The sequence below is a fragment of the Rhizomicrobium sp. genome, assembly GCA_037200385.1.
In the GTDB taxonomy this organism is placed as follows: domain Bacteria; phylum Pseudomonadota; class Alphaproteobacteria; order Micropepsales; family Micropepsaceae; genus Rhizomicrobium.
This window is the reverse complement of sequence record JBBCGL010000001.1, coordinates 1,137,864-1,164,229: the sequence shown is the minus strand read 5'-3', so window position 1 is coordinate 1,164,229 and position 26,366 is coordinate 1,137,864. Positions and strand designations below refer to the sequence as shown.

26 protein-coding genes are annotated in these 26,366 nt (G+C 66.6%); 15 read left to right on the top strand and 11 right to left on the bottom strand.

Features of this window, described 5'->3' with window-relative positions; genetic code table 11:
• The first annotated feature begins 13 nt into the window (after positions 1 to 13).
• The 7 genes from WDM91_05685 (at position 14) to WDM91_05655 (ending at position 5,889) form a co-directional block, all read left to right on the top strand.
• Positions 14 to 766, top strand: coding sequence for an ABC transporter ATP-binding protein (locus WDM91_05685; GenBank protein MEI9994063.1), 753 nt, complete (start codon positions 14 to 16; stop codon positions 764 to 766).
• On the top strand, positions 763 to 1,530 hold the full coding sequence (locus tag WDM91_05680; GenBank protein MEI9994062.1) for an ABC transporter permease: 768 nt from the start codon (positions 763 to 765) through the stop codon (positions 1,528 to 1,530). Before WDM91_05685 ends, WDM91_05680 begins: the two co-directional genes overlap by 4 nt.
• A gap of 84 nt (positions 1,531 to 1,614) precedes the next feature.
• A complete protein-coding gene (locus tag WDM91_05675) occupies positions 1,615 to 2,358 on the top strand; it encodes an SDR family oxidoreductase (GenBank protein ID MEI9994061.1) in 744 nt (247 codons plus the stop codon).
• Positions 2,358 to 2,963, top strand: a complete 606-nt coding sequence (locus WDM91_05670) for a 2-hydroxychromene-2-carboxylate isomerase (protein ID MEI9994060.1) — start codon at positions 2,358 to 2,360, stop codon at positions 2,961 to 2,963. Before WDM91_05675 ends, WDM91_05670 begins: the two co-directional genes overlap by 1 nt.
• A 147-nt stretch (positions 2,964 to 3,110) precedes the next feature.
• Positions 3,111 to 3,641 carry a hypothetical protein gene (locus WDM91_05665; protein ID MEI9994059.1) on the top strand — a complete coding sequence of 177 codons (531 nt, stop codon included), beginning with the start codon at positions 3,111 to 3,113 and terminating at the stop codon, positions 3,639 to 3,641.
• A gap of 79 nt (positions 3,642 to 3,720) precedes the next feature.
• Entirely contained in the window at positions 3,721 to 4,845 is a 1,125-nt protein-coding gene (gene rlmN / locus WDM91_05660) for a 23S rRNA (adenine(2503)-C(2))-methyltransferase RlmN (protein MEI9994058.1), read from the top strand.
• 135 nt (positions 4,846 to 4,980) lie between these two features.
• Entirely contained in the window at positions 4,981 to 5,889 is a 909-nt protein-coding gene (locus tag WDM91_05655) for an AraC family transcriptional regulator (GenBank protein MEI9994057.1), read from the top strand.
• A gap of 7 nt (positions 5,890 to 5,896) precedes the next feature.
• Here WDM91_05655 and WDM91_05650 read toward each other — a convergent pair whose 3' ends face one another.
• Positions 5,897 to 6,883, bottom strand: coding sequence for a catalase (locus WDM91_05650; GenBank protein ID MEI9994056.1), 987 nt, complete (start codon positions 6,881 to 6,883; stop codon positions 5,897 to 5,899).
• Positions 6,884 to 7,003: 120 nt separating this feature from the next.
• Between WDM91_05650 and WDM91_05645 the strand changes: the two genes are divergently transcribed.
• On the top strand, positions 7,004 to 7,747 hold the full coding sequence (locus WDM91_05645) for a glucose 1-dehydrogenase (protein ID MEI9994055.1): 744 nt from the start codon (positions 7,004 to 7,006) through the stop codon (positions 7,745 to 7,747).
• 106 nt (positions 7,748 to 7,853) lie between these two features.
• Positions 7,854 to 8,405 (top strand): AAA family ATPase, encoded by a 552-nt coding sequence (locus tag WDM91_05640; protein MEI9994054.1) that lies wholly within the window; start codon positions 7,854 to 7,856, stop codon positions 8,403 to 8,405.
• On the opposite strand, the gene WDM91_05635 is transcribed toward WDM91_05640, so the two are convergent.
• Positions 8,380 to 8,997: a 2-hydroxychromene-2-carboxylate isomerase gene (locus tag WDM91_05635; GenBank protein ID MEI9994053.1), complete on the bottom strand. Its 618-nt coding sequence runs from the start codon at positions 8,995 to 8,997 to the stop codon at positions 8,380 to 8,382. The genes WDM91_05640 and WDM91_05635 overlap by 26 nt on opposite strands.
• Positions 8,998 to 9,142: 145 nt before the next feature.
• On the opposite strand from WDM91_05635, the gene WDM91_05630 reads away from it, so the two are divergent.
• Genes WDM91_05630 through WDM91_05620 form a run of 3 tightly spaced genes read left to right on the top strand, consistent with a single transcriptional unit; the run spans position 9,143 to position 11,736 of the window.
• A complete protein-coding gene (locus WDM91_05630; protein ID MEI9994052.1) occupies positions 9,143 to 10,378 on the top strand; it encodes an argininosuccinate synthase in 1,236 nt (411 codons plus the stop codon).
• Entirely contained in the window at positions 10,379 to 10,903 is a 525-nt protein-coding gene (locus WDM91_05625) for a GNAT family N-acetyltransferase (GenBank protein MEI9994051.1), read from the top strand.
• The gene (locus WDM91_05620) at positions 10,900 to 11,736 is read left to right on the top strand and encodes a class I SAM-dependent methyltransferase (GenBank protein ID MEI9994050.1); all 837 of its coding nucleotides are present in this window, start codon (positions 10,900 to 10,902) and stop codon (positions 11,734 to 11,736) included. The genes WDM91_05625 and WDM91_05620 overlap by 4 nt, the downstream gene beginning before the upstream one ends.
• A gap of 30 nt (positions 11,737 to 11,766) precedes the next feature.
• Here WDM91_05620 and WDM91_05615 read toward each other — a convergent pair whose 3' ends face one another.
• From WDM91_05615 to WDM91_05580, 8 genes are all read right to left on the bottom strand, one after another.
• On the bottom strand, positions 11,767 to 13,230 hold the full coding sequence (locus WDM91_05615) for an SH3 domain-containing protein (protein ID MEI9994049.1): 1,464 nt from the start codon (positions 13,228 to 13,230) through the stop codon (positions 11,767 to 11,769).
• A gap of 128 nt (positions 13,231 to 13,358) precedes the next feature.
• On the bottom strand, positions 13,359 to 15,806 hold the full coding sequence (gene gyrB / locus WDM91_05610; GenBank protein ID MEI9994048.1) for a DNA topoisomerase (ATP-hydrolyzing) subunit B: 2,448 nt from the start codon (positions 15,804 to 15,806) through the stop codon (positions 13,359 to 13,361).
• Between the two features lie 63 nt (positions 15,807 to 15,869).
• Positions 15,870 to 17,000, bottom strand: a complete 1,131-nt coding sequence (gene recF / locus WDM91_05605; GenBank protein MEI9994047.1) for a DNA replication/repair protein RecF — start codon at positions 16,998 to 17,000, stop codon at positions 15,870 to 15,872.
• Between the two features lie 158 nt (positions 17,001 to 17,158).
• On the bottom strand, positions 17,159 to 18,277 hold the full coding sequence (dnaN, locus tag WDM91_05600; protein ID MEI9994046.1) for a DNA polymerase III subunit beta: 1,119 nt from the start codon (positions 18,275 to 18,277) through the stop codon (positions 17,159 to 17,161).
• A 263-nt stretch (positions 18,278 to 18,540) separates the two neighbouring features.
• Positions 18,541 to 19,959, bottom strand: a complete 1,419-nt coding sequence (gene dnaA / locus WDM91_05595) for a chromosomal replication initiator protein DnaA (GenBank protein ID MEI9994045.1) — start codon at positions 19,957 to 19,959, stop codon at positions 18,541 to 18,543.
• Between the two features lie 135 nt (positions 19,960 to 20,094).
• Entirely contained in the window at positions 20,095 to 20,529 is a 435-nt protein-coding gene (locus WDM91_05590) for a rhodanese-like domain-containing protein (protein ID MEI9994044.1), read from the bottom strand.
• A gap of 447 nt (positions 20,530 to 20,976) precedes the next feature.
• On the bottom strand, positions 20,977 to 21,243 hold the full coding sequence (rpsT, locus tag WDM91_05585; GenBank protein MEI9994043.1) for a 30S ribosomal protein S20: 267 nt from the start codon (positions 21,241 to 21,243) through the stop codon (positions 20,977 to 20,979).
• A gap of 438 nt (positions 21,244 to 21,681) precedes the next feature.
• Positions 21,682 to 22,458 (bottom strand): enoyl-CoA hydratase, encoded by a 777-nt coding sequence (locus tag WDM91_05580; protein ID MEI9994042.1) that lies wholly within the window; start codon positions 22,456 to 22,458, stop codon positions 21,682 to 21,684.
• Between the two features lie 76 nt (positions 22,459 to 22,534).
• On the opposite strand from WDM91_05580, the gene WDM91_05575 reads away from it, so the two are divergent.
• The gene (locus WDM91_05575) at positions 22,535 to 22,990 is read left to right on the top strand and encodes a metalloregulator ArsR/SmtB family transcription factor (protein ID MEI9994041.1); all 456 of its coding nucleotides are present in this window, start codon (positions 22,535 to 22,537) and stop codon (positions 22,988 to 22,990) included.
• Positions 22,991 to 22,992: 2 nt separating this feature from the next.
• On the opposite strand, the gene mutM is transcribed toward WDM91_05575, so the two are convergent.
• On the bottom strand, positions 22,993 to 23,868 hold the full coding sequence (gene mutM / locus WDM91_05570) for a bifunctional DNA-formamidopyrimidine glycosylase/DNA-(apurinic or apyrimidinic site) lyase (GenBank protein ID MEI9994040.1): 876 nt from the start codon (positions 23,866 to 23,868) through the stop codon (positions 22,993 to 22,995).
• Positions 23,869 to 24,025: 157 nt separating this feature from the next.
• Between mutM and ubiE the strand changes: the two genes are divergently transcribed.
• Both ubiE and ubiB read left to right on the top strand, forming a co-directional pair.
• Positions 24,026 to 24,784 carry a bifunctional demethylmenaquinone methyltransferase/2-methoxy-6-polyprenyl-1,4-benzoquinol methylase UbiE gene (gene ubiE, locus WDM91_05565; GenBank protein ID MEI9994039.1) on the top strand — a complete coding sequence of 253 codons (759 nt, stop codon included), beginning with the start codon at positions 24,026 to 24,028 and terminating at the stop codon, positions 24,782 to 24,784.
• Entirely contained in the window at positions 24,772 to 26,343 is a 1,572-nt protein-coding gene (gene ubiB, locus WDM91_05560) for a 2-polyprenylphenol 6-hydroxylase (protein MEI9994038.1), read from the top strand. The genes ubiE and ubiB overlap by 13 nt, the downstream gene beginning before the upstream one ends.
• Positions 26,344 to 26,366: the final 23 nt, after the last annotated feature.

Sequence of the window (26,366 nt, the reverse complement as noted above, 5' to 3'; positions counted from 1 at the left end):
GTCCCGCCCGCAAATGACCCCCGCCCTCGAAATCTCCCATCTCCGCAAGGTCTATCGCGGCGGCACCGTCGCCGTCGAGGACGTTTCCCTGACCGTCCAGCCGGGCGACTTCTTCGGCTTTCTGGGTCCCAATGGCGCCGGCAAGTCCACGACCATTCACTGCATCACGGGCATCTCGAATCCGAGTTCGGGCACGATCCGGATCTTCGGGGTCGATGCCGTGGCCGATTACCGCAAGGCCCGCACCATGGTCGGGCTCAGCCCGCAGGAATTCAACGTCGACCAGTTCGCCACCGGACGGAACATCGTCGACTGGATGGGCGGCTATTTCGGCATCCCCAAGGCGGTGCGCAAGAAGCGCACCGACATGCTGATCGAGCGTTTCGATCTGGTGCCGCATGCCGACAAGCCGTTCCGGGAGCTCTCCGGGGGCCTCAAGCGCCGCGTCATCCTGGCCCGCGCCCTGATCAACGATCCGCAGCTGCTGATCCTCGACGAGCCGACCGCCGGCGTCGACGTCGAGCTGCGCATGGATCTGTGGCGCTATCTCCAGGAACTCAATCGCGACGGCAAGACCATCCTGCTCACCTCGCACTATCTCGAAGAGATCGAGCGGCTGTGCCGCACCATCGCGATCGTCGCCAAGGGGCGCATCGTACGCCACGGCCCCAAGGAGGAGTTCTTCACCGAGCCCGGCGGGCTGGAGCGCGCCTATCTCGCGGCGACCGGCCGGACCGCGGACCATGTCGCGGCAGGCGCCCGATGACGATCAACTGGATCGGCTTGTGGACCATGGTCCGGCGCGAGATCCAGCGTCTGGCGCGCGTGCCGATTCAGGCCGTCGTCGCGCCGCTGATTTCGGCGCTGCTGTTCATCTTCATCTTCGGTTTCGTGGTCGGCGGCAGCATCCGCAGCATCGGCGGCTATCGCTATCTGGAGTTCGTCCTGCCGGGCGTGGTGATGATGAACGTCATCAGCGCCTCGTTCCTGCAATCGACCTCGCAGATCTATTTCCAGCGCTTCCAGAAGAGCATCGAGGAGATCCTCGTCTCGCCGCTGTCCTATGTCGAGATGATCGCGGGCGCGGTCAGCATCGTGATCCTGCGCTCGGTCTTCACCGCGCTCGGCATCATGCTCATCGGCATGGCGTTCGGCGCGGTGCACATGCACTCGCTTCCCGAATTCCTGTTCTGGGTGGTATTCGTCTCGATGATCTTCGGATTCCTCGGCATCATCGTGGCGCTGTGGGCCAAGACCTTCGAGCAGCTCAACGTGCTGATGGTGTTCTTCATCCAGCCCCTCTCGATGGTCGGCGGCGTGTTCAACACGGTCGAGATGCTGCCGCCCTGGCTGCGCTGGCTGGCCTATGGCAATCCGCTGTTCTACTTCATCAATGGCCTGCGCCATTCGATGATCGGCTTCTCGGAAGGCTACGAGGCCTTCGGTGCCGCGTTCACGGTCGCGCTTGCCGCGATCCTCGGCGCGATCGTCTGGCGGCTTTATGCCGTGGGCTGGGGATTGCGGGAATAGCGGTTCTCCCAGGACCGCAAGGGGGAGGTGAAAAGAGCGGCGTATTATATTATACCCGTCATGCAATCGCCGGAGGCTCCTGTCATGTCCGCCCGCCACGCCACTGCCGCCGTCATCGGCGCCGGCGATTACATCGGCTCCGCCATCGCCCGGAGATTCGCCGCCGAGGGCTACACCGTCTTCGCCGGCCGGCGCACTGCCGACAAGCTGGCGCAGCTCAAAGCCAGCATCGAATCCGGCGGCGGCCGCTGCGAGGCGCGTGCGCTCGACGCCCGCAAGGAAGAGGACGTCGCCGCCTTCCTGAACGAGGCGGATGCCTATGCGCCGCTCGAAGTCTGCGTTTTCAATCCCGGCGCGAACGTGAACTTCCCGATCCTCGAAACCACCGAGCGCGTCTTCCGCAAGGTGTGGGAGATGGCCTGCTATGGCGGCTTCCTCACGGGGCGCGAGGCGGCGCGTCTGATGCTGCCGCGCGGAAAGGGCACCATCCTCTTCACCGGCGCGACCGCCAGCCTGCGCGGCGGCAAGGGCTATGCGGCCTTCGCCTCGGCCAAATTCGGTCTGCGCGCCGTGGCGCAGAGCATGGCGCGCGAGCTCGGGCCGCAGAACATCCATGTCGCGCATCTCATCATCGATGCCGGCGTCGACACCGCCTTCGTGCGCGACCGCATCCGGGCACGCGGCGGTGAGGACGCCGTCGCCGCGATCGAACCCGACCAGCTCATGGATCCGGACTCCATCGCCGAGGCCTATTGGTATCTCCACAGCCAGGCGCGCGACGGCTGGACCCATGAACTGGACATCCGGCCTTACAGGGAGACGTGGTGATGGCGGTCAAATGCGAATTCCTTTTCGACTTCGGCAGCCCCAATGCGTTCTTCGCGCATCGCGTGCTGCCGGAGATCGAGGGGCGCACCGGCGCGCAATTCGACTATGTGCCCGTCCTGCTGGGCGGCATCTTCAAGGCGACCGGCAACCAGTCGCCGGTGCAGGCTTACGGCCATATCGCCAACAAGATGGCCTATGACCAGCTCGAGACGCGGCGCTTCATCGCCCGCCACAAGATCGCGGATTTCCAGTTCAATCCGTTCTTCCCGGTCAACACGCTGAACCTGATGCGCATGGCGGTCGCGGCGCAGAACGAAGGCATCCTGCCGCGCTACATGGAGGCCGTCTTCCGCCACATGTGGATCGCGCCCAGGAAGATGGACGATCCCGAGGTCGTCCGTGCGGCCCTCGCCGAATCCGGACTCGACCCCGCATTGCTGGACCGCGGCCAAGCGCCCGACGTGAAAGCCAAGCTGATGTCCAACACCGCGGCCGCGGTGGCGCGGGGCGCTTTCGGCATTCCGACCTTCTTCGTCGGGGACGAGATGTTCTTCGGCAAGGATCGTCTGCGCGACGTCGAGGAGGCGATTGTCGCGGCCGGTTAACCGCCTGACCTTCCGAAGTTTTTGACATTTGCCGTGGACGCGGCGGGGCGCGCTGCCTATTCTGCGGCTCACGCTTCGACATCACCACAGAAGTGCCTGATTCCGCTGCCATAACCGGGGTCTGGCTGTATCGGGAGCAGGCAACCCATGATTCGACGTTTCGTCCTCGGCGCCGTTGCGGCCGCGCTGGTCCTGACTCCGGCAGTCGCCGCCCCGGCAACGGGCGATGCGACCCTGCTCGGCGCCACCAAGGACTGGCAGGCCTTCACCAGCGGCAGCGGCAGCGACAAGATCTGCTATGCCATGGCCAAGCCGCGCTCGACCGAGCCGCGGAAGATCAAGCGCGACCCGATCTATTTCATCATCACCGACTGGCCCGGCCGCAAGACCAAGTCCGAGCCCGAGGCCGTGCCCGGCTACCAGTACAAGGACGGCGCGACGGTCACCGCCCAGGTCGGCTCGGACAGGTTCGAGTTCTTCACCCAGAACGACGGCGGCAGCGGTGCCGCCTGGATCCGCAAACGGGCCGACGAGGTGCGCTTTGTGGAGGCTCTCAAGCGCGGCCAGGAACTCATCGTCACGGGCAGTTCCAAGCGCGGCACCCTCACCCGCGACACCTATTCGCTGGCCGGCCTGTCGGAGTCGCTGGATCGCATCCATACCGCCTGCGGCTTGTGATGGCGGCGGCTGGCGAATAGCGAGTAGGGTCCCCGTTCGCCACTCGCAATTCGCTATTCGCTCGACTAAATAAGCGCAAATGACCTCCGTTCCGCTCATCGGCCTCTCGCCGGACGAACTCCAGACCGCGCTGACCGCTGCCGGCCTGCCCGAGAAGGCCGCGTCGATGCGCGCCCGTCAGCTATGGAACTGGATCTACGTCCACGGCGTCCGGGACTTCGCGGCGATGACCAATCTCGCCAAGGACATCCGTGCCTTGCTGGCCGACAATTTCACCCTGGCGCGGCCCGAGATCGTCACCGAGCAGATATCGAACGACGGCACCCGCAAATGGCTGCTGCGCACCGGTCCGGGGATCGCGTTCGAGACCGTGTTCATCCCTGAACCCGGCCGGGGCACGTTATGCGTCTCGTCGCAGGTCGGCTGCACCCTCAACTGCCGCTTCTGCCACACCGGCACCCAGAAGCTGGTGCGCAATCTCACGCCGGCCGAGATCGTCGGCCAGGTGATGGTCGCCAAGGATTCGCTCGCCGACTGGCCGAGCACCGGGCCGGACCGCCGCGTCACCAATGTCGTGATGATGGGCATGGGCGAGCCGCTCTACAATTTCGACAACGTCAAGGCGGCGCTCGCCATCGTCGCGGACGGCGACGCGCTGGCGCTCAGCAAGCGGCGCGTGACGCTCTCCACCGCGGGCGTGGTCCCGATGATCCCGCGCGCCGGCTCGGAGATCGGCTCGTCGCTGGCGATCTCGCTGCATGCGGTGCGCGACGATGTCCGCGACCAGATCGTGCCGATCAACAAGAAATACCCGCTGAAGGCGCTGCTCGACGCCTGCCGCACCTATCCCGGCGTCTCCAACGCCCGCCGAATCACGTTCGAGTATGTGATGCTCAAGGGCGTGAACGACAGTCTGCCGGAGGCCCGCGAGCTGGTGCGCCTGATCCGCGGCATCCCCGCGAAGATCAACCTGATCCCGTTCAACCCCTGGCCGGGCGCGCCTTACGAGTGTTCGGACTGGGAGCAGATCGAGAAATTCGCCGAGGTCGTCAACCGCGCCGGCTATGCCTCGCCCGTGCGCACGCCGCGCGGCCGGGACATCATGGCGGCCTGTGGCCAGCTCAAGAGCGAAAGCGTCAAGCTGAAGGCGAAGGACCGCATGGCCGAGCTGGAAAGCGCGGCGCTGCAGCGGATGCCAGGCTGAGAAGATCATCTGAAGGGCGGTCGTCTGATCGTCGGTGGTCAAAATTGATCAATGACGCTTTGACCGCGCGGGTAGCTGCCGCGCCAAAACGCCTGTAATCTCCGCCATGGCCCTCGCGCCCAACTCGATCCCCGCATGACCGGCCAGGAGTTCTACGGCGAGACCTTCGCCAGGCGGTTCGGCGCTCCGACGGCGCCGGCCTTCGTCACCCGCACGCTCAAGAAGTCCGCCGTCGCCGTCACCTATCTGCGGCAGGAGCAGCCGACCTTCGAGCTCTCGGACCGGCCGCCGGTCGAGGATGCGTTTCTGGTCAGCCTGGGCTGGGGCCACTACCCGAAATTCCAGCTCTTCGAGAACGACCGCGCCGTCCCGAGCGAGCCCATCGTCGGCGGAACGATCACCATCTACGACCTCAAGGAGGCGCCCAGGATCCATGTGAACAGCCCGCTGATCGGGCTTCACTTCCACCTGCCGCGCGGGGCGTTCGATTCGCTGGCCGACGAGGCGGGCGTGCGGCGGATCACGGGCCTCAACGCGGCGCGTGGGCGCGGTATCGACGATCCCGTCATGCGCGGGCTCTCCATGGCGCTGATGCCGGCCTTCGAGACGCCGGAGCAGGCGAGCCGTCTCTTCGTCGAGCACGTCACGCTCGCCGCCGCGGCGCATATCGCGCAGACCTATGGCGGGATGGCGATCCGCGCGATGAAACGCGGCGGGCTCGCGCCGTGGCAGGAGCGCCGCACGATGGAGCTGATCGACGCGCATCTCGACGGCGATCTCGCGCCGGCCGCGATGGCGGCGGAATGCGGCCTCTCCGCCAGCCATTTCGCGCGCGCCTTCCGCGCCTCGACCGGGATGGCGCCGCACCAATGGCTGCTGCGCCGCCGGGTCGAAAAGGCGAAGGCCGCGATGCGCGAGACCGTCCTGCCGCTGGCCGAGATCGCCGTGCGCTGCGGCTTTGCCGATCAGAGCCATTTCACCCGCGTCTTCACGCGCATCGCCGGCACCTCGCCCGCTGCTTGGCGGCGGGCCATACGCGACTGACCGTCCGCTATTGCCGCTCGCCGAGCGAGATCGGATAGGCGCTGTTGCGCAGCACCAGCATCGGATCGGCCGGCTCGACGCCCGGATGCGGCTGGCCGGGCAGGAAGAGCAGGGTGCGCTGCGCCGTCCCCGGATCGGCCGGAAGCCTGGTCAGCGCGAAGGTGCCGAGCTTGACGCGCTTGCGGCTGTCCGGCCAGGCGATGGCAGGGTCTTCGATCTTGTCGCCTTTGATGGCGATCTGGGCATAGAGGTCGAACACGATCGGGCCTTTGGCGATGCGCGCGAGAAGCTCGTCGCCGAGATAGCTGGCGCTCGCTGCCTTGCGCTCCGCCGGCGTCAGGTAATGCTCGCCGGCCTGCGGCACGAACTGATAGCGCACGAACGCGGCCTGGCCCTTGGCGTTGGTGAACTTGACCGAGTTGACGCCGAAATACTTCGCCTGCGCATAGGAGATCGGATAGGTCAGGCTGCCGAGGAAGTCCTTGGCATGCGGGTTGGCGGCGAGGAACTGCTCCACCGGATTGGGATGCGGCGAGTCCGGCTTGGTCGCGCCCACGGCGCGCAGGAAGATGGCGAATTCGTCGAAGGTCGAGACGATGAAGTCCTTGTGCTGGTTCGCCTCGATGTCGAAGTCGTCGCCGTTCAGCGCCTTGATCTTCACCGCAAAGCCCGCCGGCGCGGCGCCGTCGTCATTGTCCGGCAGCGTCGGCACGCCCGCGAAGTCGGAGAAGCGCGCGATCACCGGCAGCGTGCCGCCGGCGAACACCGGCTCCTTAACGAGGCCTTTGGCCTCCTTGGACGGGGTGAAGGTGCCTTCCAGGACGATGCCCTTGGTGTGCACCGCGCGCGCGTGATGGTTGCCGAAAGCGGCGTGGAGCGCCTCGACCATGCTGAGCGGGGTTTCCTTGGCGGCATCGCCGGCAAAGGCAAAGCCGGAAGCGGCCGTCACGGCCGCCAGCGCGACACCAAGCTTGAATATCCGGGACAGGCGCATGAAAATCTCCGTTCGAAATGACGCTTGGAGCTTTGCGCGTCGCATGGCCCGGGTATTTTCCGTTTCCGTCGTCCCTTGCCGGAAAGCACCGCGAAATGTGCCGATGCGCCGAGGTTTCACATGACCGATCTCTTCTCCCTCGCCGGAAAAATCGCCGTCATCACCGGAGGGTCGCGTGGCCTGGGGCGCGAGATGGTGCTGGCTTTCGCACGGGCCGGCGCGGATGTCGTGATCGCGAGCCGCAAGCTCGAGGCCTGCGAGGCGGTGGCGAAGGAGGTCGAGGCGCTCGGCCGGCGGGCGCTGCCGGTGGCGGCGCATGTGGGCAAATGGAGCGACAACGACCTGCTCGCTGAGGCCGCCTATGCGCGGTTCGGTCGGATCGACATCCTGGTGAACAATGCGGGCATGTCGCCTCTGGCACCGTCGCTCTCGGGCACGACCGAGGAACTGTTCGACAAGGTGATCGACGTGAACTTCAAGGGCCCGTTCCGCCTCGCCGCACTGGTCGGCGAGCGCATGGCGGCAGGCGCAGGCGGCACGATCATCAACCTGTCGAGCACCGCGGCCTTCCTGCCGATGCCGCACACCATTCCCTATGGCGGCGCCAAGGCGGCGGTGAACGCGATGACGGTCGCTCTCGCCAAGGCCTTCGCGCCCAAGGTGCGCGTCAACTGCATCGCGCCCGGCCCGTTCCTCACCGACGTCTCGGCTGCCTGGCGCGACAACGAAGCCGCCAAGCATGCGCTCGGCCTCAAACGTTTCGGCGAGCCGCATGAGATCGTCGGTACCGCGCTCTACCTCGCCTCGGATGCATCGAGCTATACCACCGGCCAGGTCATCCGGGTCGACGGCGGCAGCTGGTAGCTTGACGCGGCCCGGATGCGGGTTTTAAATCGCAATATCCCCCGACAATCCGTCTTTTCGAACGCGCCGCCGCGTAGCTTTCGCGCGGCCGCGCCAGCGAGGATCCATGTACAAAGCGAATTTCCACATCTTCACCGGCGGTCCCGGCGCCGGCAAGACCACGCTGATCGAAGCGCTTCGGGCGAAGGGTTATGCTTGCGTGGACGAAGCGGCGCGGCACGTGCTGCGCGGCCAGGCCGCCGTCGGCGGCAACGCCACCCATGACGGCGACCGCGCGCGCTATCGCGACCTCGTCCTGGATCGCAGCCTCGCCGACTATCGTGCGATGGCTGGGATGGACGCGCCGGTGTTCTTCGACCGCGCAATTCCCGAACTCTCCGGCTATGGCAACGCTCCCGGAGAAGCCGATCCGCCGCCGCTCGCCCGCGCGATCGCGGAGTGCCGCTACAATGCGACGGTGTTCCTCTTTCCGCCCTGGGAGGCGATCTATTGCCATGACGACCTGCGCAAGCACAGCTTCGCCGAGGCCGTCGCCACGTACGAGACGATCGCCGCGATCTATCCGCGGCATGGCTATCGCACGGTCGAAGTCCCGCGCGCGCGCGTCGAGGCGCGCACGGCGTTCATCCTTGCTACGCTTGCCGCGCCCACGCGATAGCGTCCTCCAGCCGGTCGTTCCCCCAGAACAGCTCGTCGCCGATGGTGAAGCTCGGCGCGCCGAAAACGCCGCGCGCGATCGCCGCGTCGGTTTGCGCCTTGAGCCCTTCCTTGTTCGCCGGCGCGTTCGCGGCTGCGATGGCCGCCGCCGCATCCACGCCAAGCCCGCGCAGGATCTCTGCCAGCACCGCGTCGTCCGCGATGTCCCGCGCCTGTGCGAAATTCGCCGTATAGACCGCGCGCACGAAGTCGGGCATCCAACCCTCCGCTTCGCTCGCAAGCGCCAGGCGCGCCGCCTTGAGCCCGTTCTGCGGGAAGCGCGCCGGCCGGGCCAGCGCCAGCCCCTCGCGGGCGCAGATACGTTCGAGGTCGCGCCACATATATCTGCCCTTCACGGGGTAGAGATTGAACGGCGAGTCGTTCCAGCCCTGGCGGGCGAAGATCGGCCCCAGCAGGAAGGGCCGCCAGCGCAGCGGCACGCCCGCCTCCGCCGCCTGCCGTCCGATCCGCATCGCCGCCGGATACGAATAGGTCGAAGCGAACTCGAACCAGAATTCCAGCATCTTCATCGCGCTCCCCGTTTCGTCCTTCATACCCCAAGCGTGGTTGCGGTTTTCGCATGCCCAGCGCGCGGCGGCCGCATGAGTCCTTGCACCCGAGACGGCATGGCTGCCAACCGCTTGACGCTCTCCGCCATGCCGCTATGAAGGCCGGCAGAGTATCGCTCGGAGCCCGACCGTGTCCGCCAAATCCGTCAAGAAAGTCGTCCTGGCCTATTCGGGCGGGCTGGACACCTCGGTGATCCTCAAATGGCTGCAGACCGCCTATGGCGCGGAGGTCGTCACCTTCACCGCCGATCTGGGGCAGGGCGAGGAGCTCGGTCCGGCCCGCGAGAAGGCGCTGCTGCTGGGCATCAAGCCGGAGAACATCTACATTGAGGACGTGCGCGAGGAATTCGTCCGCGACTACGTCTTTCCGATGTTCCGCGCCAATGCCGTCTATGAAGGCGTCTACCTTCTCGGCACCTCCATCGCCCGGCCGCTGATCGCCAAGAAGCAGATCGAGATCGCGCGCAAGGTCGGCGCCGACGCCGTCAGCCACGGCTCGACCGGCAAGGGCAACGATCAGGTCCGCTACGAGCTGAGCTATTACGCCCTGCAGCCAGAGATCAAGATCATCGCACCTTGGCGCGAATGGGACCTCACCAGCCGGACCAGGCTGATCGAGTTCGCCGAGACCCACCAGATCCCGATCGCCAAGGACAAGCGCGGCGAGGCGCCCTTCTCGGTCGACGCCAACCTGCTGCACTCCTCGTCGGAGGGCAAGGTGCTCGAAGACCCCGCGGTCGAGGCCGACAGCATCGTCTACCAGCGCACCATCGCGCCGGAAGAGGCGCCGGACAAGGCGACGGTGATCGAGGTCGGCTTCGAGCGGGGCGACGCCGTCTCGATCGACGGCCAGGCGCTCTCGCCGGCCGCGCTGCTGGCCGGGCTCAACGCGTTCGGCAAGGCCAACGGCATCGGCCGCCTCGATCTCGTCGAGAACCGCTTTGTCGGCATGAAGTCGCGCGGCATCTACGAGACGCCGGGCGGCACGATCCTGCTCGCGGCGCACCGCGCGATGGAGTCGATCACCCTCGACCGCGGCGCGGCGCACCTGAAGGACGACCTCATGCCGCGCTATGCCGAGATGATCTACAACGGCTTCTGGTTCACGCCGGAGCGCGAGATGCTCCAGACGCTGATCGACAAGAGCCAGGAGTTCGTCGGCGGCACGGTGCGGCTGAAGCTCTACAAGGGCAATGTCACCGTCATCGGCCGTTCCTCGCCCTACAGCCTCTACAGCCAGGATCTGGTGACCTTCGAGGACGACCAGGGCGCCTACGACCAGAAGGACGCGCAGGGCTTCATCAAGCTCAACGGCCTGCGCCTGCGCACGCTGGCGATGCGCAAGCGCAAGCTGGAGACGAAATAGGTGGCGGCGGCGGTCGAGGAGCTGGACGCCGATGCGGCGCGCTCCGCGACCACCGGCCTCGCCGGCGTGCTGGCCGACTGCGTGGCCGGCGGCGCCTCGGTCGGCTTCATGGACGGCTTCGGCATTGCGGAGGCCGCGCAGTTCTTCGCCAAGGTGAGCGACGACGTCGCTGCGGGCCGGACGAAGCTGTTCGCCGCCCGTGACGGGGACCGCATCGTCGGCACGGTCCAGCTCGGCCTCGACACCATGCCGAATCAGCCCCACCGCGCCGACGTCAAGAAGTTGCTGGTGCACCGCTCCGCCCGCAACCGGGGCGTCGCCGAGGCGCTGATGACGGCGCTCGAGACCGTCGCGCGGCGCGAAGGCCGCACGGTCCTGGTCCTCGACACGGTGACGGCGAGCCCCGCCGACCGGCTCTATACCCGCCTGGGCTGGCAGCGCGTGGGTGCCATCCCGGACTACGCGCTGTGGCCCGATGGCCGTTTCTGCGAGACGACGGTGTTCTACAAGAGGGTTGCGCCATGACCGAGCCGGCGAATGCGGACCAGATCGCGTTCTGGAACGGCGCCACGGGCCTCAAATGGACGGAATTCCGCTCCGACATGGATCGCAACCTGCAGGACGCCAGTGCGGGCGTCCTGAACCTTGCCCGCGCGCGCTCCGGCGAGCGCGTGCTCGACATCGGCTGCGGCGCCGGCCAGACGACGCGGATCCTCGCCAACGCCGTATCGCCGGGCGGGCAGGTCACCGGCGTGGACATTTCCGCGCCGCTGCTCGCCGTCGCCCGTGCGGCGTCTGCGTCCGTTCACAACGTCGAATTCATCGAGGCCGACGCGGCATTCCAGGCCTTCGAGCCGGTCCACGATCTGGTCTTCTCGCGCTTCGGCGTGATGTTCTTCGACGATCCGCCGGCCGCCTTTGCCAACATCCGCAAGGCGCTCAAGCCCGGTGGCCGTCTCGCCTTCGTCTGCTGGCGTCCTGTCGCGGAGAACGAATGGGTCGGCATCCCGGCCGCGGCGGCGAAGGATCTGCTCCCGGCGCAGCCGCCGGCCGATCCGCTCGCGCCTGGGCCCTTTGCCTTCGCCGATCCGGAACGCACGCAGGACATCCTCGAGAAGGCCGGCTTTGCCGACGTAAAGATCGAGAAGCTCGACGGCCGCATGGATCTTGGTCCAAGCGCCGATCACGCGGCCTTCCAGATGACCCATCTGGGGCCCCTGTCGCGGGCCCTCAACGATGTGGACGACGCGACGCGCGAGCAGGTGCGTCTGGCGGTGAAAACCGCGTTCGAAAAGCTCCGGACGCCCGAAGGCATCCGGCCGCGCATTGCCTGCTGGCTGGTGAGCGCGCGGGCGTAAGTCGGCGTCCTGCCGGCGATTTGCGGCGGCTCACGGTGCCGGCAGCGAAACCTGCGATGCGCGCACCCAGCCGAGCGGCTGCTTGTGGCCGAGCTGTAGCCAGGCTCCGCGCCGCGCATAGAACTCGAAGATGTCGCCGAATCTGGCGCGGGCGAGAATGGCCGAAGCTTCGTCCGGCGCGGCCCGGATGATCGCGGCGTCCTCCATCACCAGGACGACCTCGCGTTTCCCCGCCGGCACGGCCGCGGCGGTTGCGGTCGACGACTGCGGCGCGATCTCCTTCACAGGCACCGCACGCCAGGCGAGCGCGGCGACAAGGATCAGCGCGCACAAGCCGAGCGTGAATCCATCGGCGAACAGCGACACCGCGGGAACGGGCGCGACGAAGCTTTCCGGTGGCGTAAAGTCTTCGGTGGTGGTCGGCTCGGGCATGCGCCAGGGCGCGACATCCTGCGCGGTGCGCAGCCTGGACCGGAATTCATACCAGGCGCCGCGGAAACGGCCCGCCAGCGCATAGCTGCTGACGAGGTAGTTCACGTCGCCGCCGGCTTCGCTGCGAAGCGCGATGCTGCCATAACGCAGGATGGGAATCTGCCGATTGCGAGGGGCGCTGCGGTCGCGCGAGCCGTCGCGATTGGCGACCTTCCAGGTATGGCCCGTCAGCTCCGCGTCGTCCGGCACGACGCCGTCCTCGCAGACGCTGTGCGCCGAGATCGCGAGGCGGATGTCGCGCGCGTCGAACAGCACGAAGTCGTCCGTGCCGCGCCACAGGATCGCGACCGTGGGATAGATGATCAGGGTCGTGCCTTGCGCGCTCGGCAGCCGCAACGCCCTGGCGTCGCTGCGCACGATGTCGAGGCCTTCGGCGGCGAAGGCAACCGGCGTCCGCGGCATCTTCGCACCCGGCCTTGCCTGGCGCTCCAGCGCCGCCGCCGCCGTGACGTCCCATACGCCGTCGCTCCGCCCCAAGGCCGCGAAGGCGTCGACCAGGATGTCGAACGTCTCCATCGCCTTGGCCCCGAGCCCGAAATCGACGTCGATCACGCAGGCGGCGAGCTCGCCGTTCAGACGCTCGCAGGTCTTGCGCGCCTCGAACGCTTTGCGGGCGATCGTGGCGAGCCGGCGGCGGAAGGCAAGGCGCAGGAGAAAGCGTTGCGCCGCCGACAAGGCGAAACGGGCGCGGTGCTCATGCTGCTCCGCGCGCAAGAGCGCCGCGCACAGCTCGGCGCGCCGGCGCAGCGCCTTGTCGAGCAGGTTGTGCAGCGCGAAAAGTCCGACGCTCGTCGAGGCGTCGGCGGTCGCGACGGCGACCTCGTCCTCAATGTCGAGCAGCAGCGCCGTCGCCGGGGCGCGGCCGGCGGTGCGAGACTTGGCGGAACGCGCGATGCCGACGTTGCACTCCTGGCGCAGGCCGAGCGTCGTGCTGATGCCGCCACCGTTGATGTTCAGCCTTACGCCAGGAAACAGACTTGCCCGCGAGAGGCGAAATCCCATGGAACACGCCTATGGATGCGATGCAATCACAGGTTGTAACTATATATAGTGCACGTCAATACCGCATATCGCGGATTTGCACGCTACGCAGGCGCGCCCGGTTGTGGCCCGGCGCCGGCGTTGCCGCGCTAGACGTCCAGGGCCGCGTTGAGCGCATTGTCCTGGATGAACAGACGGCGCGGCTCGACCACTTCGCCCATCAGCTTGGTGAAGAGATCGTCCGCCTCGTCGACATGCTCGATCTTCACGCGCAGCAGCGTACGGGCATTCTCGTCCAGCGTGGTCTCCCATAGCTGCTCGGGATTCATCTCGCCCAGGCCTTTGTAGCGCTGCAGCGACAGGCCCTTGCGGCCCCATTCGAGCACCGCGTCGATCAGCCCGCTCGGGGCATGGACGTCGACGGTCTCGTCCTTGCGCTTGATCTGCCCCGCTTTGAGATAGGTCAGCTGCAGGTCGGCGGCCATCCGGTCGAGCTTGCGCGCATCGGCGCTGTCGATCAGGTGCCCGTCGAGCGCCACCGCCTCGCGCACGCCGCGCACCTCGCGCCAGAACTTCAGCCCGCCATCGGGCGTCGGCTCGCCATGCCAATCGCGCTCGAATTCATCCGAAAGAAGGTCCAGCCGCTTCGCGATATAGGCTGCCGTCGTCCTCGCGCGCTCGGGATCCGCCAGCACCTCCGGATTGAGCGCACCCGCGATCGCCGCCTGTTCCAGCACGAACCGCGGATAATGCTGCGGAAAGCCGTTCAGCGCCGCCACCGCGCTGCGCGCCTTTGCCACCACCGCATCGAAATCGGCGCCGGCCAGCGTCTCGCCATTGTGCAGCACGAGCACGGCCCCTTCCGAGCCTTCGGAGATGATGTAGTCGTCGTATTCCGCCTGGTCCTTGAGGTAGCGCTCCGTCTTGCCGCGCGCCGCTTTGTAGAGCGGCGGCTGCGCGATGTAGACATGGCCGCGGTCGATCAGCTCCGGCATCTGGCGATACAGGAACGTCAGCAGCAGCGTGCGGATATGCGCGCCGTCGACATCGGCGTCGGTCATGATGATGATCTTGTGGTAGCGCAGCTTGTCGGGATTGAACTCTTCCCGGCCGATCCCGGTGCCGAGCGCGGTGATCAGCGACACGATGGAGTCGCTGGTCAGCATGCGGTCGAAACGCACCCGCTCGATGTTCAGGATCTTGCCGCGCAGCGGCAGCACGGCCTGGTTCTCGCGATTGCGCGCTTGCTTGGCGCTGCCGCCGGCGCTGTCGCCCTCGACGATGAAGATCTCGCACTTGGCCGGGTCGCGCTCCTGGCAGTCGGCGAGCTTGCCGGGCAGCGAGGCGCCGTCCAGCACGCCCTTGCGCCGCGTCAGCTCACGCGCCTTGCGCGCCGCTTCGCGCGCCAGCGCCGCCTCCAGCACCTTGCCGACCATCGCCTTGGCTTCGCCGGGATGTTCTTCGAGCCAGCGCCCGAGCTGGTCGATGACGACGCTCTCGACCACGGGCCGCACTTCCGAAGAGACCAGCTTCTCCTTGGTCTGCGAGGAGAATTTCGGATCCGGCACCTTCACCGACAGCACGCAGGTCAGCCCCTCGCGGCAATCGTCGCCGGTCAGCGGCACCTTGTCCTTCTTGGCGCTCGACATCTCGTCGGCATACTTCGTCACCACGCGCGTCAGCGCGGCACGGAAGCCGGCCAGATGCGTGCCGCCGTCCTTCTGCGGGATGTTGTTGGTGAAGCACAGCATGCTCTCGTGATAGCTGTCGTTCCAGGTCAGCGCGACCTCCACCGTCATGCCGTCGCGTTCCGCGATGATCATGATCGGCGCGGAAATCAGCGAGGTCTTGGCGCGGTCGAGATATTGCACGAACGCTTTGAGCCCGCCCTCGTAGTGCAGCACGGTCTCCTTCGGCTCGACGCCGCGCTTGTCCGCCAGAACGATGGTCACGCCGGAATTCAGGAAGGCGAGCTCGCGCAGCCGGTGCTCCAGCGTCGCGAAGTCGAACTCCGTCTTGGTGAAGGTCTGCGGCGAGGGCAGGAAGGTCACTTCCGTGCCGCGGGCCTGGTTGTTCTCCGCGACCACGCGCAAGGGGGCCTCGGGCTCGCCGTGGCGGAAGCGCATATAGTGCTCCTTGCCCTCGCGCCAGATCCGCAGGTCGAGAAACTCGCTGAGCGCATTCACCACCGAGACGCCGACGCCGTGCAGGCCGCCCGAGACCTTGTAGGCGTTCTGCTCGAACTTACCGCCGGCGTGGAGCTGGGTCATGATGACTTCGGCTGCCGAGACGCCTTCGCCCTCATGGATGCCGGTCGGGATGCCGCGGCCATTGTCGCGCACGGTGACCGAGCCGTCGGCGTTCAGCGTGACGTTCACGCTTGTGGCAAAGCCGGCCAGCGCCTCGTCGATCGCGTTGTCGACGACTTCGTAGACCATGTGGTGCAGGCCCGAGCCGTCATCGGTGTCGCCGATATACATGCCCGGCCGCTTGCGCACGGCGTCGAGGCCCTTGAGCACCTTGATGCTGTCGGCGCCGTATTCGACCGCGTCTTTGCCCGGCTCGTTGCCGGCCTGCATGTTGCCGTCGCCCGACATCAGCGCACCGCCGCGGCCATGGCGCCGCAAGAGATCGTAAGGGGATGAATGGATGACAAAGGCCTACTCCTGACGGACGAACTGGCCGTCGTTGACATGAAACACGTCGGCGCGCGCCTGAAGGCCTTCGAACAGGGACAGGTCGGTCCCCGTCATCCAGGCCTGCGCGCCGAGCGCAAGGATTTCCTCGAACAGCGCCGTCCGGCGGCGCGCGTCGAGATGGGCGGCGACTTCGTCCAGCAACAGCAGGGGCGCATGGCCGTCGCGGGCGGCGCTGAGCTCCCGGGCGTCCGCCAGCACGATCGAGATCAACAGCGCCTTCTGCTCGCCGGTCGAGCATTCGCGCGCATCGGCGCGTTTTTGGGTGTGTCGCACGGCGAGATCGGTCCGATGCGGCCCGACCGTGGTACGGCCCGCTTCCGCATCCCGGATGCGCGCGCGCGCCAGCTTCTCGCGCAACGTCGCTGCCGCGCCTTCGCCCAGTTCGGCAAGCAGCACATCGGTATCGCCGTCCAGGGCGAGCTGGGCCGAGGGAAATGCACCGGCCTCGCCGCGGGCCGCGAGCGCCCTGTTCAGCCGCGCGACGGTCTGCGCTCGCGCCGCGGCCATCGCGATGCCGGCTTCGACCATCTCCGTTTCCAGCCCGTCCAGCCAGGCCGGATCGCGGGGACCGAACTTCAAAAGCCGTGCCCGCTCGCGCATCGCGGTCTCGTAGCGCGTCGTGGTCCGCGCATGGCCGGCGTCGAAGCCCAGCACCAGGCGGTCGAGGAATTTGCGCCGTCCGCTCGCCGCCTCGATGAAGAGCCGGTCCATCGCCGGCGTCAGCCACAGCATCTGCACCAGTTCGCCCAGTTCGGCCGAATTCTGCGCCGGCGCACCGTTGAGGCGCACCGCGCGCCGCTCGCCGCCGCCGGGTCCCAGGGTCAGGCCGGTGCCGATCTCATAGCTCTCGCCGCCGCGCGACACGCTCGCCGCCACCGCCCAGAGCGCGTCGCTCGAAACCGACGGCCCGCGCCGCACATGCTCGCCCAGCCGGGCCCCGCGCAGGCCGCGACCCGGCGACAGCAGCGAGATCGCGTCGAGCAGGTTGGTCTTTCCCGCGCCGTTAGGCCCCGCCAGCACCACCGGCGCGCCGCTGCTGGCAAATTCGGCTTCCGCGTAAGAGCGGAAATTGCGCAGCGTCAGGCGCGTCACCGCCAAGCGCGCGTGCTTCGAGGCTCGATGCTGCGCATCGGGAACCTCAGCATGACGAGCGTTTTGCCCGTCGCCTGCCTGGCGAAAGCCACGCTCGTCACCCTGAGGTGCATCGCGCAGCGATGCCTCGAAGGGTGGATGCGCAGAATTGGTCAATCTCAAACCCGCATCGGCATGAGGACGTAGAGCGAGCGCGTATCCTCGGCATCCTCGATGATCGTCGGCGAGCCGGCATCGGAGAGCAGGAAGCGGATCTCCTTGCCTTCGATCTGGCCGGTGATGTCGAGCAGGTATTTCGCGTTGAATCCGATCTCGATCCCTGCCGCGCTGTAGGTGGCGCCCAGTTCCTCCGTCGCGGTGCCGCTGTCGGGGTTCACCACGGTCAGGGTCACCTTGTCCTTGGCGATGGCGAGCTTCACCGCACGCGTCTTGTCGGCCGAGATGGTCGAGACGCGGTCGACGGAGTGCGAGAACTCCTTGGACTCGATCTGCAGCGCCTTGTCGTTGCCGCTCGGGATCACGCGCTGATAGTCCGGGAAGGTGCCGTCGATCAGCTTGGAGGTCAGCTCGACGCCGCTGAAGGAGAACTGGATCTTGGTGTCCGACAGCGAGATCTCGATCGCGCCGTCGGCGTCGTCGAGCAGCCGACGCAGCTCCGTCACGGTCTTGCGCGGCACGATGATGCCCGGCATGTCCGCGGCGCCGTCCGGCAGGTCGAGTTCGAAGCGGGCCAGGCGATGGCCGTCCGTCGCGACCGCACGCAGCGTCTTGGTTTTCTCCTTGGCGGCATGGATGTGGATGCCCATCAGGTAGAACCGTGTCTCGTCCGTCGCCATCGCGAAGCGCGTCTTGTCGATCAGGCGCTTGAGGTCGTCCGCCGCCAGGCGGAAGCGGTGGGGCAGGGCGCCCGCCGCCATCTGCGGGAAATCTTCCTTGGGCAGGCAAGCCAGCTCGAACCGCACCGTGCCGGCCGACACGGCCAGGCGGCCACCCTCGCTGGTCAGCAACTCGGCCTGCACCTGCGCCCCGTCGGGCAGCTTGCGCACGATGTCGTACAGCATGTGCGCCGGTGCCGTGGCCGAGCCGTTGCGCAGCACGTCGGCCGGAATGGCTTCCACGATCTCGATGTCGAGATCGGTGGCGGTCAGCTTGAGCTGCCCCTTGCCGGCCTCGATCAGGACGTTGGAGAGGATCGGGATGGTATTGCGGCGCTCGACGACACTCTGGACGTGGCTCAGCGCCTTAAGGAAAGCGCCCCGTTCGACGTTGATTTTCATCGTTCTCGCAAGCGTGGTTTGGGCTGTTGGAAAACCGAAGGTCCGGCCCGCCCGAGCGGCACGGCAACCCACTGATTTCCTTGAGTTTCCGGACAGCCGAGACTCAGGTTTGCGATTATAACAAAACGCGTACAAAGGGCGAAGGAATAATGAGCGCCAAACCCGTCGTCTTTGCCCGGATTCCCTCGGTTTTTCGGTCTTCCGCCGGTCCGGCCGCGACCGGTCCCGGTCGCGGCCTTTCTCAAAACCGAGCGTGGCGAATGTCAATTCGTGCGCGACAGCACCGTGCGGAGGAATTCGACCTCCTGCTTGAACGCCTTGTCCTCGAGGCAGAGCGCCTCGATGCGGCGGCAGGCATGCAGGACCGTCGTGTGATCGCGCCCGCCGAAGCGCCGCCCGATCTCGGGCAAGGAACGCGTCGTGAGCTGGCGCGCGAGATACATCGCGACCTGGCGCGGCCGTGCCACGCGGCGGGCTCGCTGCGGCGAATGGAAATCGCGCACGTCGAGCTTGTAGAACTCCGCCGTCTTGCGCTGGATGTCCTCGATGGAGGTCTTGGCGCCCGGCGCGCTGCGCAGGCCCACGACGTCCTCGATGGTCTCCAGCGTCACCGGCTTCTTGGTGAGGTCGGTGTAGGTCGCGAGCTTGGTGAACACGCCGATCAGTTCGCGCGGCGAGGCGTTCTCCATATCCGCGATGTGCTCCAGCACGTCGTCGGGCAGCAGGGCCTGCGGCTTGTGCCGGGCGAATTCCGCCGCGCGGCCCTTGAGGATCGCCAGCCGCGTCTCGCGATCCGGCTTGTCCAGCGTCACCACCAGCCCGCCGGCCAGGCGCGACTTCACATCGGCACCGAGGCCTTCGAGCGCCGCCGGGGCGCGGTCGGCCGCGATGACCACGCGCCGTCGCAGGTCGGCGAAGGCGTTGACGGTATAGAGGAACTCCGACGCCGTCGCGGTGGAGCGGCAGATATGCTGCAGATCGTCGATCAGCAGCACTTCGGCGGTGCGCAGCTCCTCCTTGAACGCCAGCGTGTCCTTGCGATAGAGCGCGCCCAGGAAGTGGCGCATGAAATCCTCCGAACGCAGGAACAGCGCGCGCTTGCCGCGCTTGCGGAATTCCAGCGCCGCGGCGTTCAGCAGATGCGTCTTGCCGTAGCCGAAGCCGCCATGGATGTAGAGCAGGTTGAAATCGCTCTGCTGTCCCTCGGCGAAGCTCTTGGCCGCGCTCAGGCCGAACTCGTTGGCCGTGCCGCTGACGAAGCTGTCGAAGGTCTGCTGCGGATGCAGCATGCGGGTCCAGAGGCCCTTTGTCGCTTCGCCGGCGATTTCCTCGTCATGCGTGCCCTGGCCATAGGAGGCCGCGGTCGCCTCGTTGCGCACGGCTTCGCGCAGCAGGCCGCCGCCGACCATCGGCTTGGCGGCCGACAGCACGATCGAGAGGGAGACGGGTTCGGCGCCCTCGGCGCGCAGAGCGCGTTCGATGCGCGCGACATAGCGCTCGCTGACCCAGTTGCGGATGAACGACTTCGCCGTCCCGATCCGCACCTCGTCCTTGTCGAAGCCGTCCAGCGTAAGCGGCCCGATCCAGGCCTCGAACACCGCGTCACCCAGTTCCCGCCGCAGCCGCTCGCGCGCACCGGTCCATGCCGCCGGCCAATCCGGCCGCATCGGCTTACTCGTCATCTGTGCCATTACCCTCTATCCGCCTTGACCGGCGCGACGCCGGCTAGCCCTTGTTCGTCCGGGCTTTGCGCCCGGTTCGGTCGTCTAAACTCGGCCCGTCTTAGGCCGTCACCCCTCGTCGCATGGTCGTTTCCCTCAAGTCTGTTTCCACGGAAGGCCCGATGCCTTCCATCCGGTCTTGTTTCCCCGGTGGCGCGAACCGTCGAGGTCGCCCTCGAAGCCCCCGGCCACGTTGTAGGCCTTGGTGTAGCCGGCCCGGGTCAGCGCGATCGCGGCGCTGCGCGACCGCGCGCCCGAGCGGCACAGGAAGAGCACCGGAGCGGTCTTGTCGGCGGCGCCCTGTTCGGTCTGCGCCACGAAGCCGGGATTGACCTGCATGGTCGGGAAAACCTGCCACTCGACAAGCTCGACCTCGCGGCCGAGCTCGCTCAGGTCGGGCAGGCCGACGAAGTTCCATTCCGCGCTGGTCCGCACATCGACCAGCCGTGCACGCGGCTCGCTCTGGAGCAGGGCCCAGGCCTCGGTGGCGCTCAAGTCGCCGGCATAATCGGAAGGGTTTTGGGAGGACATCGATGGACCCGAATGTACAAAATCTCACACCGGCCGGACGGCGCCCAGCCTGTACTTGCAGTAATGTAGAGAACTCAGTTCGTACTGTTCTTACAGTCGGAGCCCGAATACTGGCAGGATGACCCGAATATTTCTGTTATATTATTGCTCTTCTTCGGCATCTTTTTCTCTTGCCCATCGGACGAAGGTTAATCAAACGCATTTCCGAATCAGAGGCAAGTGAACGAAGGAAGAACTTTGACGATTCTGTTGCAACTTGGATTTGAGCTAACCCTTTTGTCCGTATAAGGAATTTTCCTTGTATGACGTTGCGCCGCTGAATCAGACACTTAGGTGACAGTTCCGCGTCGCTGCGCCGCAGCATTGTGCATGTACAAAGAAAATCCGTCCACTGACAATAAAACCGGGCCGTTGCCGACCCGGTTTGGAATCCGTCAAGGAAGACAGCTACTTGCTCAGCTTGGCGACCCGCTTGCTCAGACGCGAGACCTTCCGCGAGCCGGTATTCTTGTGCAGGACGCCCTTGCTCACGCCGCGCATGATCTCCGGCTCCGCCGCCTTCAGCGCGGCCCGGGCTGCCGCCGGATCGCCTTTGGTGATCGCTTCCTCGACCTTGCGGACGAAGCCGCGGACGCGGGTCTTGCGCGCCTGGTTGATCTTGGTGCGCTTGGCCGTGGTGCGCACGCGCTTCTTGGAGGAGTCGATATTGGGCATTGGTCTTCCTGACTGAATCGGACCGGGCGTATAGCCTTGCGAGAAGCTAGGGTCAAATAGCTTCCGGCTAACGTCGAATCCTTCCCGGAATTGCAGAGTGTATTCTTGCTTGGAACACTTTTAGGTTGTATTTTTGCGCATAAATGCACTTCAAAGGCAAGGTTGCGTCGCACTGTACGGACTTGATCCAAGGACGATTGGAGTGAGCAAGTGCCCGGCAACAATTTCAGGCGTGCCCAAGAATCTCATCTGATGCTCCCCATCCGCGACGAATGGCGTCGCCCGGAGTGGCGAAAGTTTGAAGCAAGCGCAGCGCAGGCTGCCGGGCTCTTCTTCCTGACGGACTTCCACACCTTTTCCTGATCGAGGCCCTGAGCGTCTTGCCGCCACGTCGGGCCGCATCGGCTTTTGAACCGCGCTTGGATTGCGGGCGAACGATTATTTGTCCGTGAAATTCGCTTTCCGCTTCTCGCCGAATGCCGCCATGCCTTCCTTCTGGTCGGCGGTCGCGAACATCGAATGGAACAGCCGCCGCTCGAAGCGCACGCCTTCGGCCAGGGTGGTCTCGTAGGCCCGGTTGACCGTCTCCTTGGTCATCATCGCGATCGGCAGGGACTGCTCGGCGATCTTGGTCGCGGCCTTCATCGCTTCGGCCATCAGCTCCGCCGCCGGCACCACCCGGCTGACCAGCCCGGTGCGTTCCGCCTCGGCGGCGTCCATGTTCCGGCCCGTCAGGCACATCTCCATCGCCTTGGACTTGCCGACGAAGCGGGTCAGGCGCTGGGTGCCGCCGATGCCCGGCATGACGCCCAGCGTGATTTCGGGCTGGCCGAACTTCGCCGTGTCGGCCGCGATGATGAAGTCGCACAGCATCGCCAGCTCGCAGCCCCCGCCCAAGGCCCAACCGGCCACCGCCGCGATGATCGGCTTGCGGATGTTCGAGATCCGGTCGTTGGCGTCGGCGAAGAAATTGGATCTGTACATGTCCATGTAGGATCGCGGCGCCATCTCCTTGATGTCGGCACCGGCCGCGAAAGCACGCTCCGACCCGGTGAGCACGATGCAGCGCACCGTATCGTCCTGGTCCCAGGCTTCGAGCTGCGCCACCAGCTCGCCGAGCAATTCCGCGTTCAGCGCGTTGAGCGCCTTGGGCCGGTTCAGCGTGATGAGGCCCACGGCGTCTTGCGTCGTGGCGATGATGTTCAGGTGGTTCACGGAAGCGGCTCCAAAATTCGGCGCGCCTCCATAGCGCCGTCCTTGACATGCAACCAAATGGTTGCATATATGGACCATGAGCATGGATGCCGTTTTCCGGGCCTTGGCGGACAAGAGCCGCCGCCAGTTGCTGGACCGGCTCCACAACAAGAACGGGCAGAGTTTGGGCGAGCTGTGCGAGGGCCTTGCGATGTCGCGTCAGGCGGTGACCAAGCATCTCATGCTGCTGGAAGCGGCGAACCTCGTCGCCGTCCGGCGCGAGGGGCGCGAGAAGCTGCACTACCTCAACCCGGTTCCGATCAGCGACATCGCCGAACGCTGGATCGGCAAGTTCGAGCGCGGTCGCCTGCGCGCGCCCGGCGATCTGAAGAGCGTCGGCGGCGAGACACAGCAGATTCACCTCCCCCTTGTGGGGAGGTCGAAATTTGCGAAGCAAATTTCGGGTGGGGGCGGGTGCCGCCGCATAGGGCGGCCCCCCACCCGACGTGCTCGCTTCGCTGCGCGCGTCGACCTCCCCTCCAGGGGGAGGTGAATTCATTTCTGGCACTTCGGGCAATACCACGTCGATCGTCCCGCCTGGACGATGCGCTCGATCGTGCCCTTGCAGCCCTTGCCGGGACAGGGTTTGCCTTCGCGGCCATAGACCAGGAAATTGTGCTGGAACATGCCGAGCTCGCCGTCGGTGCGCTTGTGGTCGCGCAGGGACGAGCCGCCGGCCTTCACCGCTTCGTTCAGCACCGTCTTGATCGCCGGCACCAGCGCTTCGATCTGGTCGCCGCGCACCTTCGCCGCCAGACGTTTGGGCGAGATGCCGGCGCGGAACAGCGCCTCGCAGACATATATGTTGCCCAGCCCCGCGACGACGCGCTGGTCGAGCAGCGCAGACTTGATCGGCGTCTTCTTTCCCTTCAGCGCCGCCGCGAGAAAGGCCGCGTCGAACTTCGCCGACAGCGGCTCGATGCCGAGCCCGGCAAACAGCTTGTGCTCGTCGAGCGATGCGGTCTCCACCAGCAGCATCAGCCCGAAGCGGCGATGGTCGTTGAACACGATCCGCGCCGGCGCGTCGGTGTCGATCACCACATGATCGTGCTTGTCGGTGCCGATCGTGGGATCGCCCATGTCGTGCACATAGCTTCCGAGCTTCTTGAGGCTGCCGCCTGCATGCACGCTCATCCGGCCGCTCATCCCCAGATGGATCACCAGCGTCTCGCCGTCGTCGAGGTCGCCCAGGATGTATTTCGCCCGCCGCCACAGCTTCACCACCCGCCGGCCGGTCAGCCGCCCGGCGAAGTCGTTGGGAAAGGGAACCCGCAGATCGCCGCGGCGGGTCTCGGCGCGCACGATCCGGAAGCCTTCCAGCACGGGCTGGAGGCCGCGTTTGACGGTCTCGACTTCGGGCAATTCGGGCATTCACCAATTCCTGTCATCCCGGCCAAGCGATGCGTAAGCATCGCGCAGAGCCGGGACCCATGGCGAAACGTCACGGTGGGTCCGTTCATACGCTGTCGCTATGAACCGCTCCACCCCGCTACTCTTACGGGATGACAGTATTGTATGATTCAGCCCGATGAGCGACAGCGACACGACCGCCAGCTTCGGATTCCGCGACGTGCCGGAAGCGCAGAAGGAAGGCCTCGTCCGCGAGGTGTTCTCCTCCGTCGCTTCCCGGTACGACCTGATGAACGACCTGATGTCGGCCGGGGTGCACCGGCTGTGGAAGGACGCCTTCGTCGAATGGCTGAACCCGCGTCCGGGCTGGCGGGTGCTGGACGTGGCCGGCGGCACCGGCGACGTCGCCTTCCGCATCGCCGACCTGGCGCGGGCGCGGGGCGGGCCGGCGGACATCACGGTCTGCGACATCAACGAAGCGATGGTCAATGAAGGCGTGCGGCGTGCTGAGGCCAAGGGCGAGCATGCCATCGCCTGGGTCACCGGCGACGCCGAGGCGCTGCCGTTCCCCGATGCCTGCATGGACGCCTATACGATCGCCTTCGGCATCCGCAACGTGACGCATATCGATAAGGCGTTGCGCGAGGCGCGCCGCGTGCTGAGGCCCGGCGGACGCTTCCTCTGTCTCGAATTCTCGCGTGTCGAAGCGCCGGGTCTCGATGCGCTGTACGACGCCTATTCGCTGAACGTGTTGCCGCGGCTAGGCCAGATGGTTGCCGGCGACGCCGAGGCCTACCGCTATCTCGCCGAGAGCATCCGGCGCTTCCCGCCGCAGGCACGCTTCGCGAAGATGATCGCAGAGGCGGGTCTCGGCCTGGTGAAGGTGCGCAACCTCACCGGCGGCATCGCCGCGATGCATTCGGCATGGCGGCTGTGAGCGCCTATTCCGATTATCGCCGTCTCTGGCATGCCGCGCGGATCCTGTCGCGCAACGACGCGCTCTTTCCCAGGGAATACGAAGCGCTGCTGCCGCCGTCGGCGCGCCTGCTCCGCCGCCTGCTCGGCGCGGGGCGTGCCAGGCACGACGCCTCGCCTGGCGTGCGGCTGGCGCGCGCGCTCGAAAGCCTCGGCCCCGCCTACATCAAGCTCGGCCAGGTTCTCGCCACGCGTCCCGACATCGTGGGCGACGACGTGGCGCACGCGCTGGAGCAATTGCAGGACCGCCTGCCGCCCTTCCCGACGGCGGAGGCCCGCAAGGTGATCGAACAGGCCCTCGGCAAGCCCATCGACGCGCTCTACAGCGCGCTGTCCGAGCCCATCGCGGCCGCCTCCATCGCGCAGGTCCATGACGGCCTCACCGCCGACGAGACGCCGGTGCGCGTCGCGGTGAAGGTGCTGCGCCCCAACATCGCCGCCATCTTCGGGCGCGACCTCGCCGCCTTCGCGCGCGCCGCCTGGCTCGCCGAGCGCTGGAGCGTCGAAGCGCGCCGCCTGCGGCCGCGTGCGGTGGTCGAGATGCTCGCGGTCTCGATGGCGCTGGAGCTGGACCTGCGCATGGAAGGCGCCGGCGCCTCCGAGCTGGCGGAGACCACGCGCCAGGACGCCGATTTCCGCGTGCCCCATATCGACTGGAACCGGACCTCGGACCAGGTGCTGACCAGCGAATGGATCGACGGCATCTGCGTGCGCGACCGCGAGGCGCTGGTCGCCGCCGGTCACGATCCCAGGCGCATCGCCGTGCTGGTGGTGCGCAGCTTCCTGAACCAGGCGCTGCGCGACGGCTTCTTCCATGCCGACATGCATCCGGGCAATCTCTTCGTCGACGCGCAGGGCCGGCTGGTCGCGGTCGATTTCGGCATCATGGGCCGGCTCGACAGCGAGATGCGCCGCTTCATGGCCGAGACCCTGGCCGGCTTCCTCGCACGCGACTACCGCCGCGTTGCGCGGGTCCATTTCGACGTCGCCTTCGTGCCGCCGCAGCACGACATCGACACCTTCGCCCAGGCGTTGCGCGCGATCGGCGAGCCGATCTTCGGCCGTCCGGTGAAGGACGTCTCGATGGCGCGCCTTCTGGCGCAGCTCTTCGACACCACGCGGCGCTTCGACATGCAGGCGCAGCCGCAGCTCATGCTGCTGCAGAAGACCATGATGGTGGTCGAGGGCGTGGCGCGGGGCCTCGATCCGGATTTCGACATGTGGGAGGCGAGCCGCCCGGTCGTCGAGAAATGGATGCTCGAGCACATGGGGCCCGAAGGCCGGCTGCGCGACGCCGCCGAAGGGATGAGCGCGCTGGGCCGCGTGGCGCAGAACCTGCCGCAGCTCCTGCGCAACGCCGAGATCATCAGCGCGATGCTGGCCGACGGCGGCGTCCGGCTGCATCCGGAGTCCGTCGCGCTGATCGCCGCGGCGCAGGCGGCCCGCAGCCGCCATGTCCGCGTCGCGATCTGGATCGCGGCCGGCGCGCTCGGCGTGATCGCGCTGGTGCCGTTTATCTGATCGGGCCTGCCGGGCAACCGCGA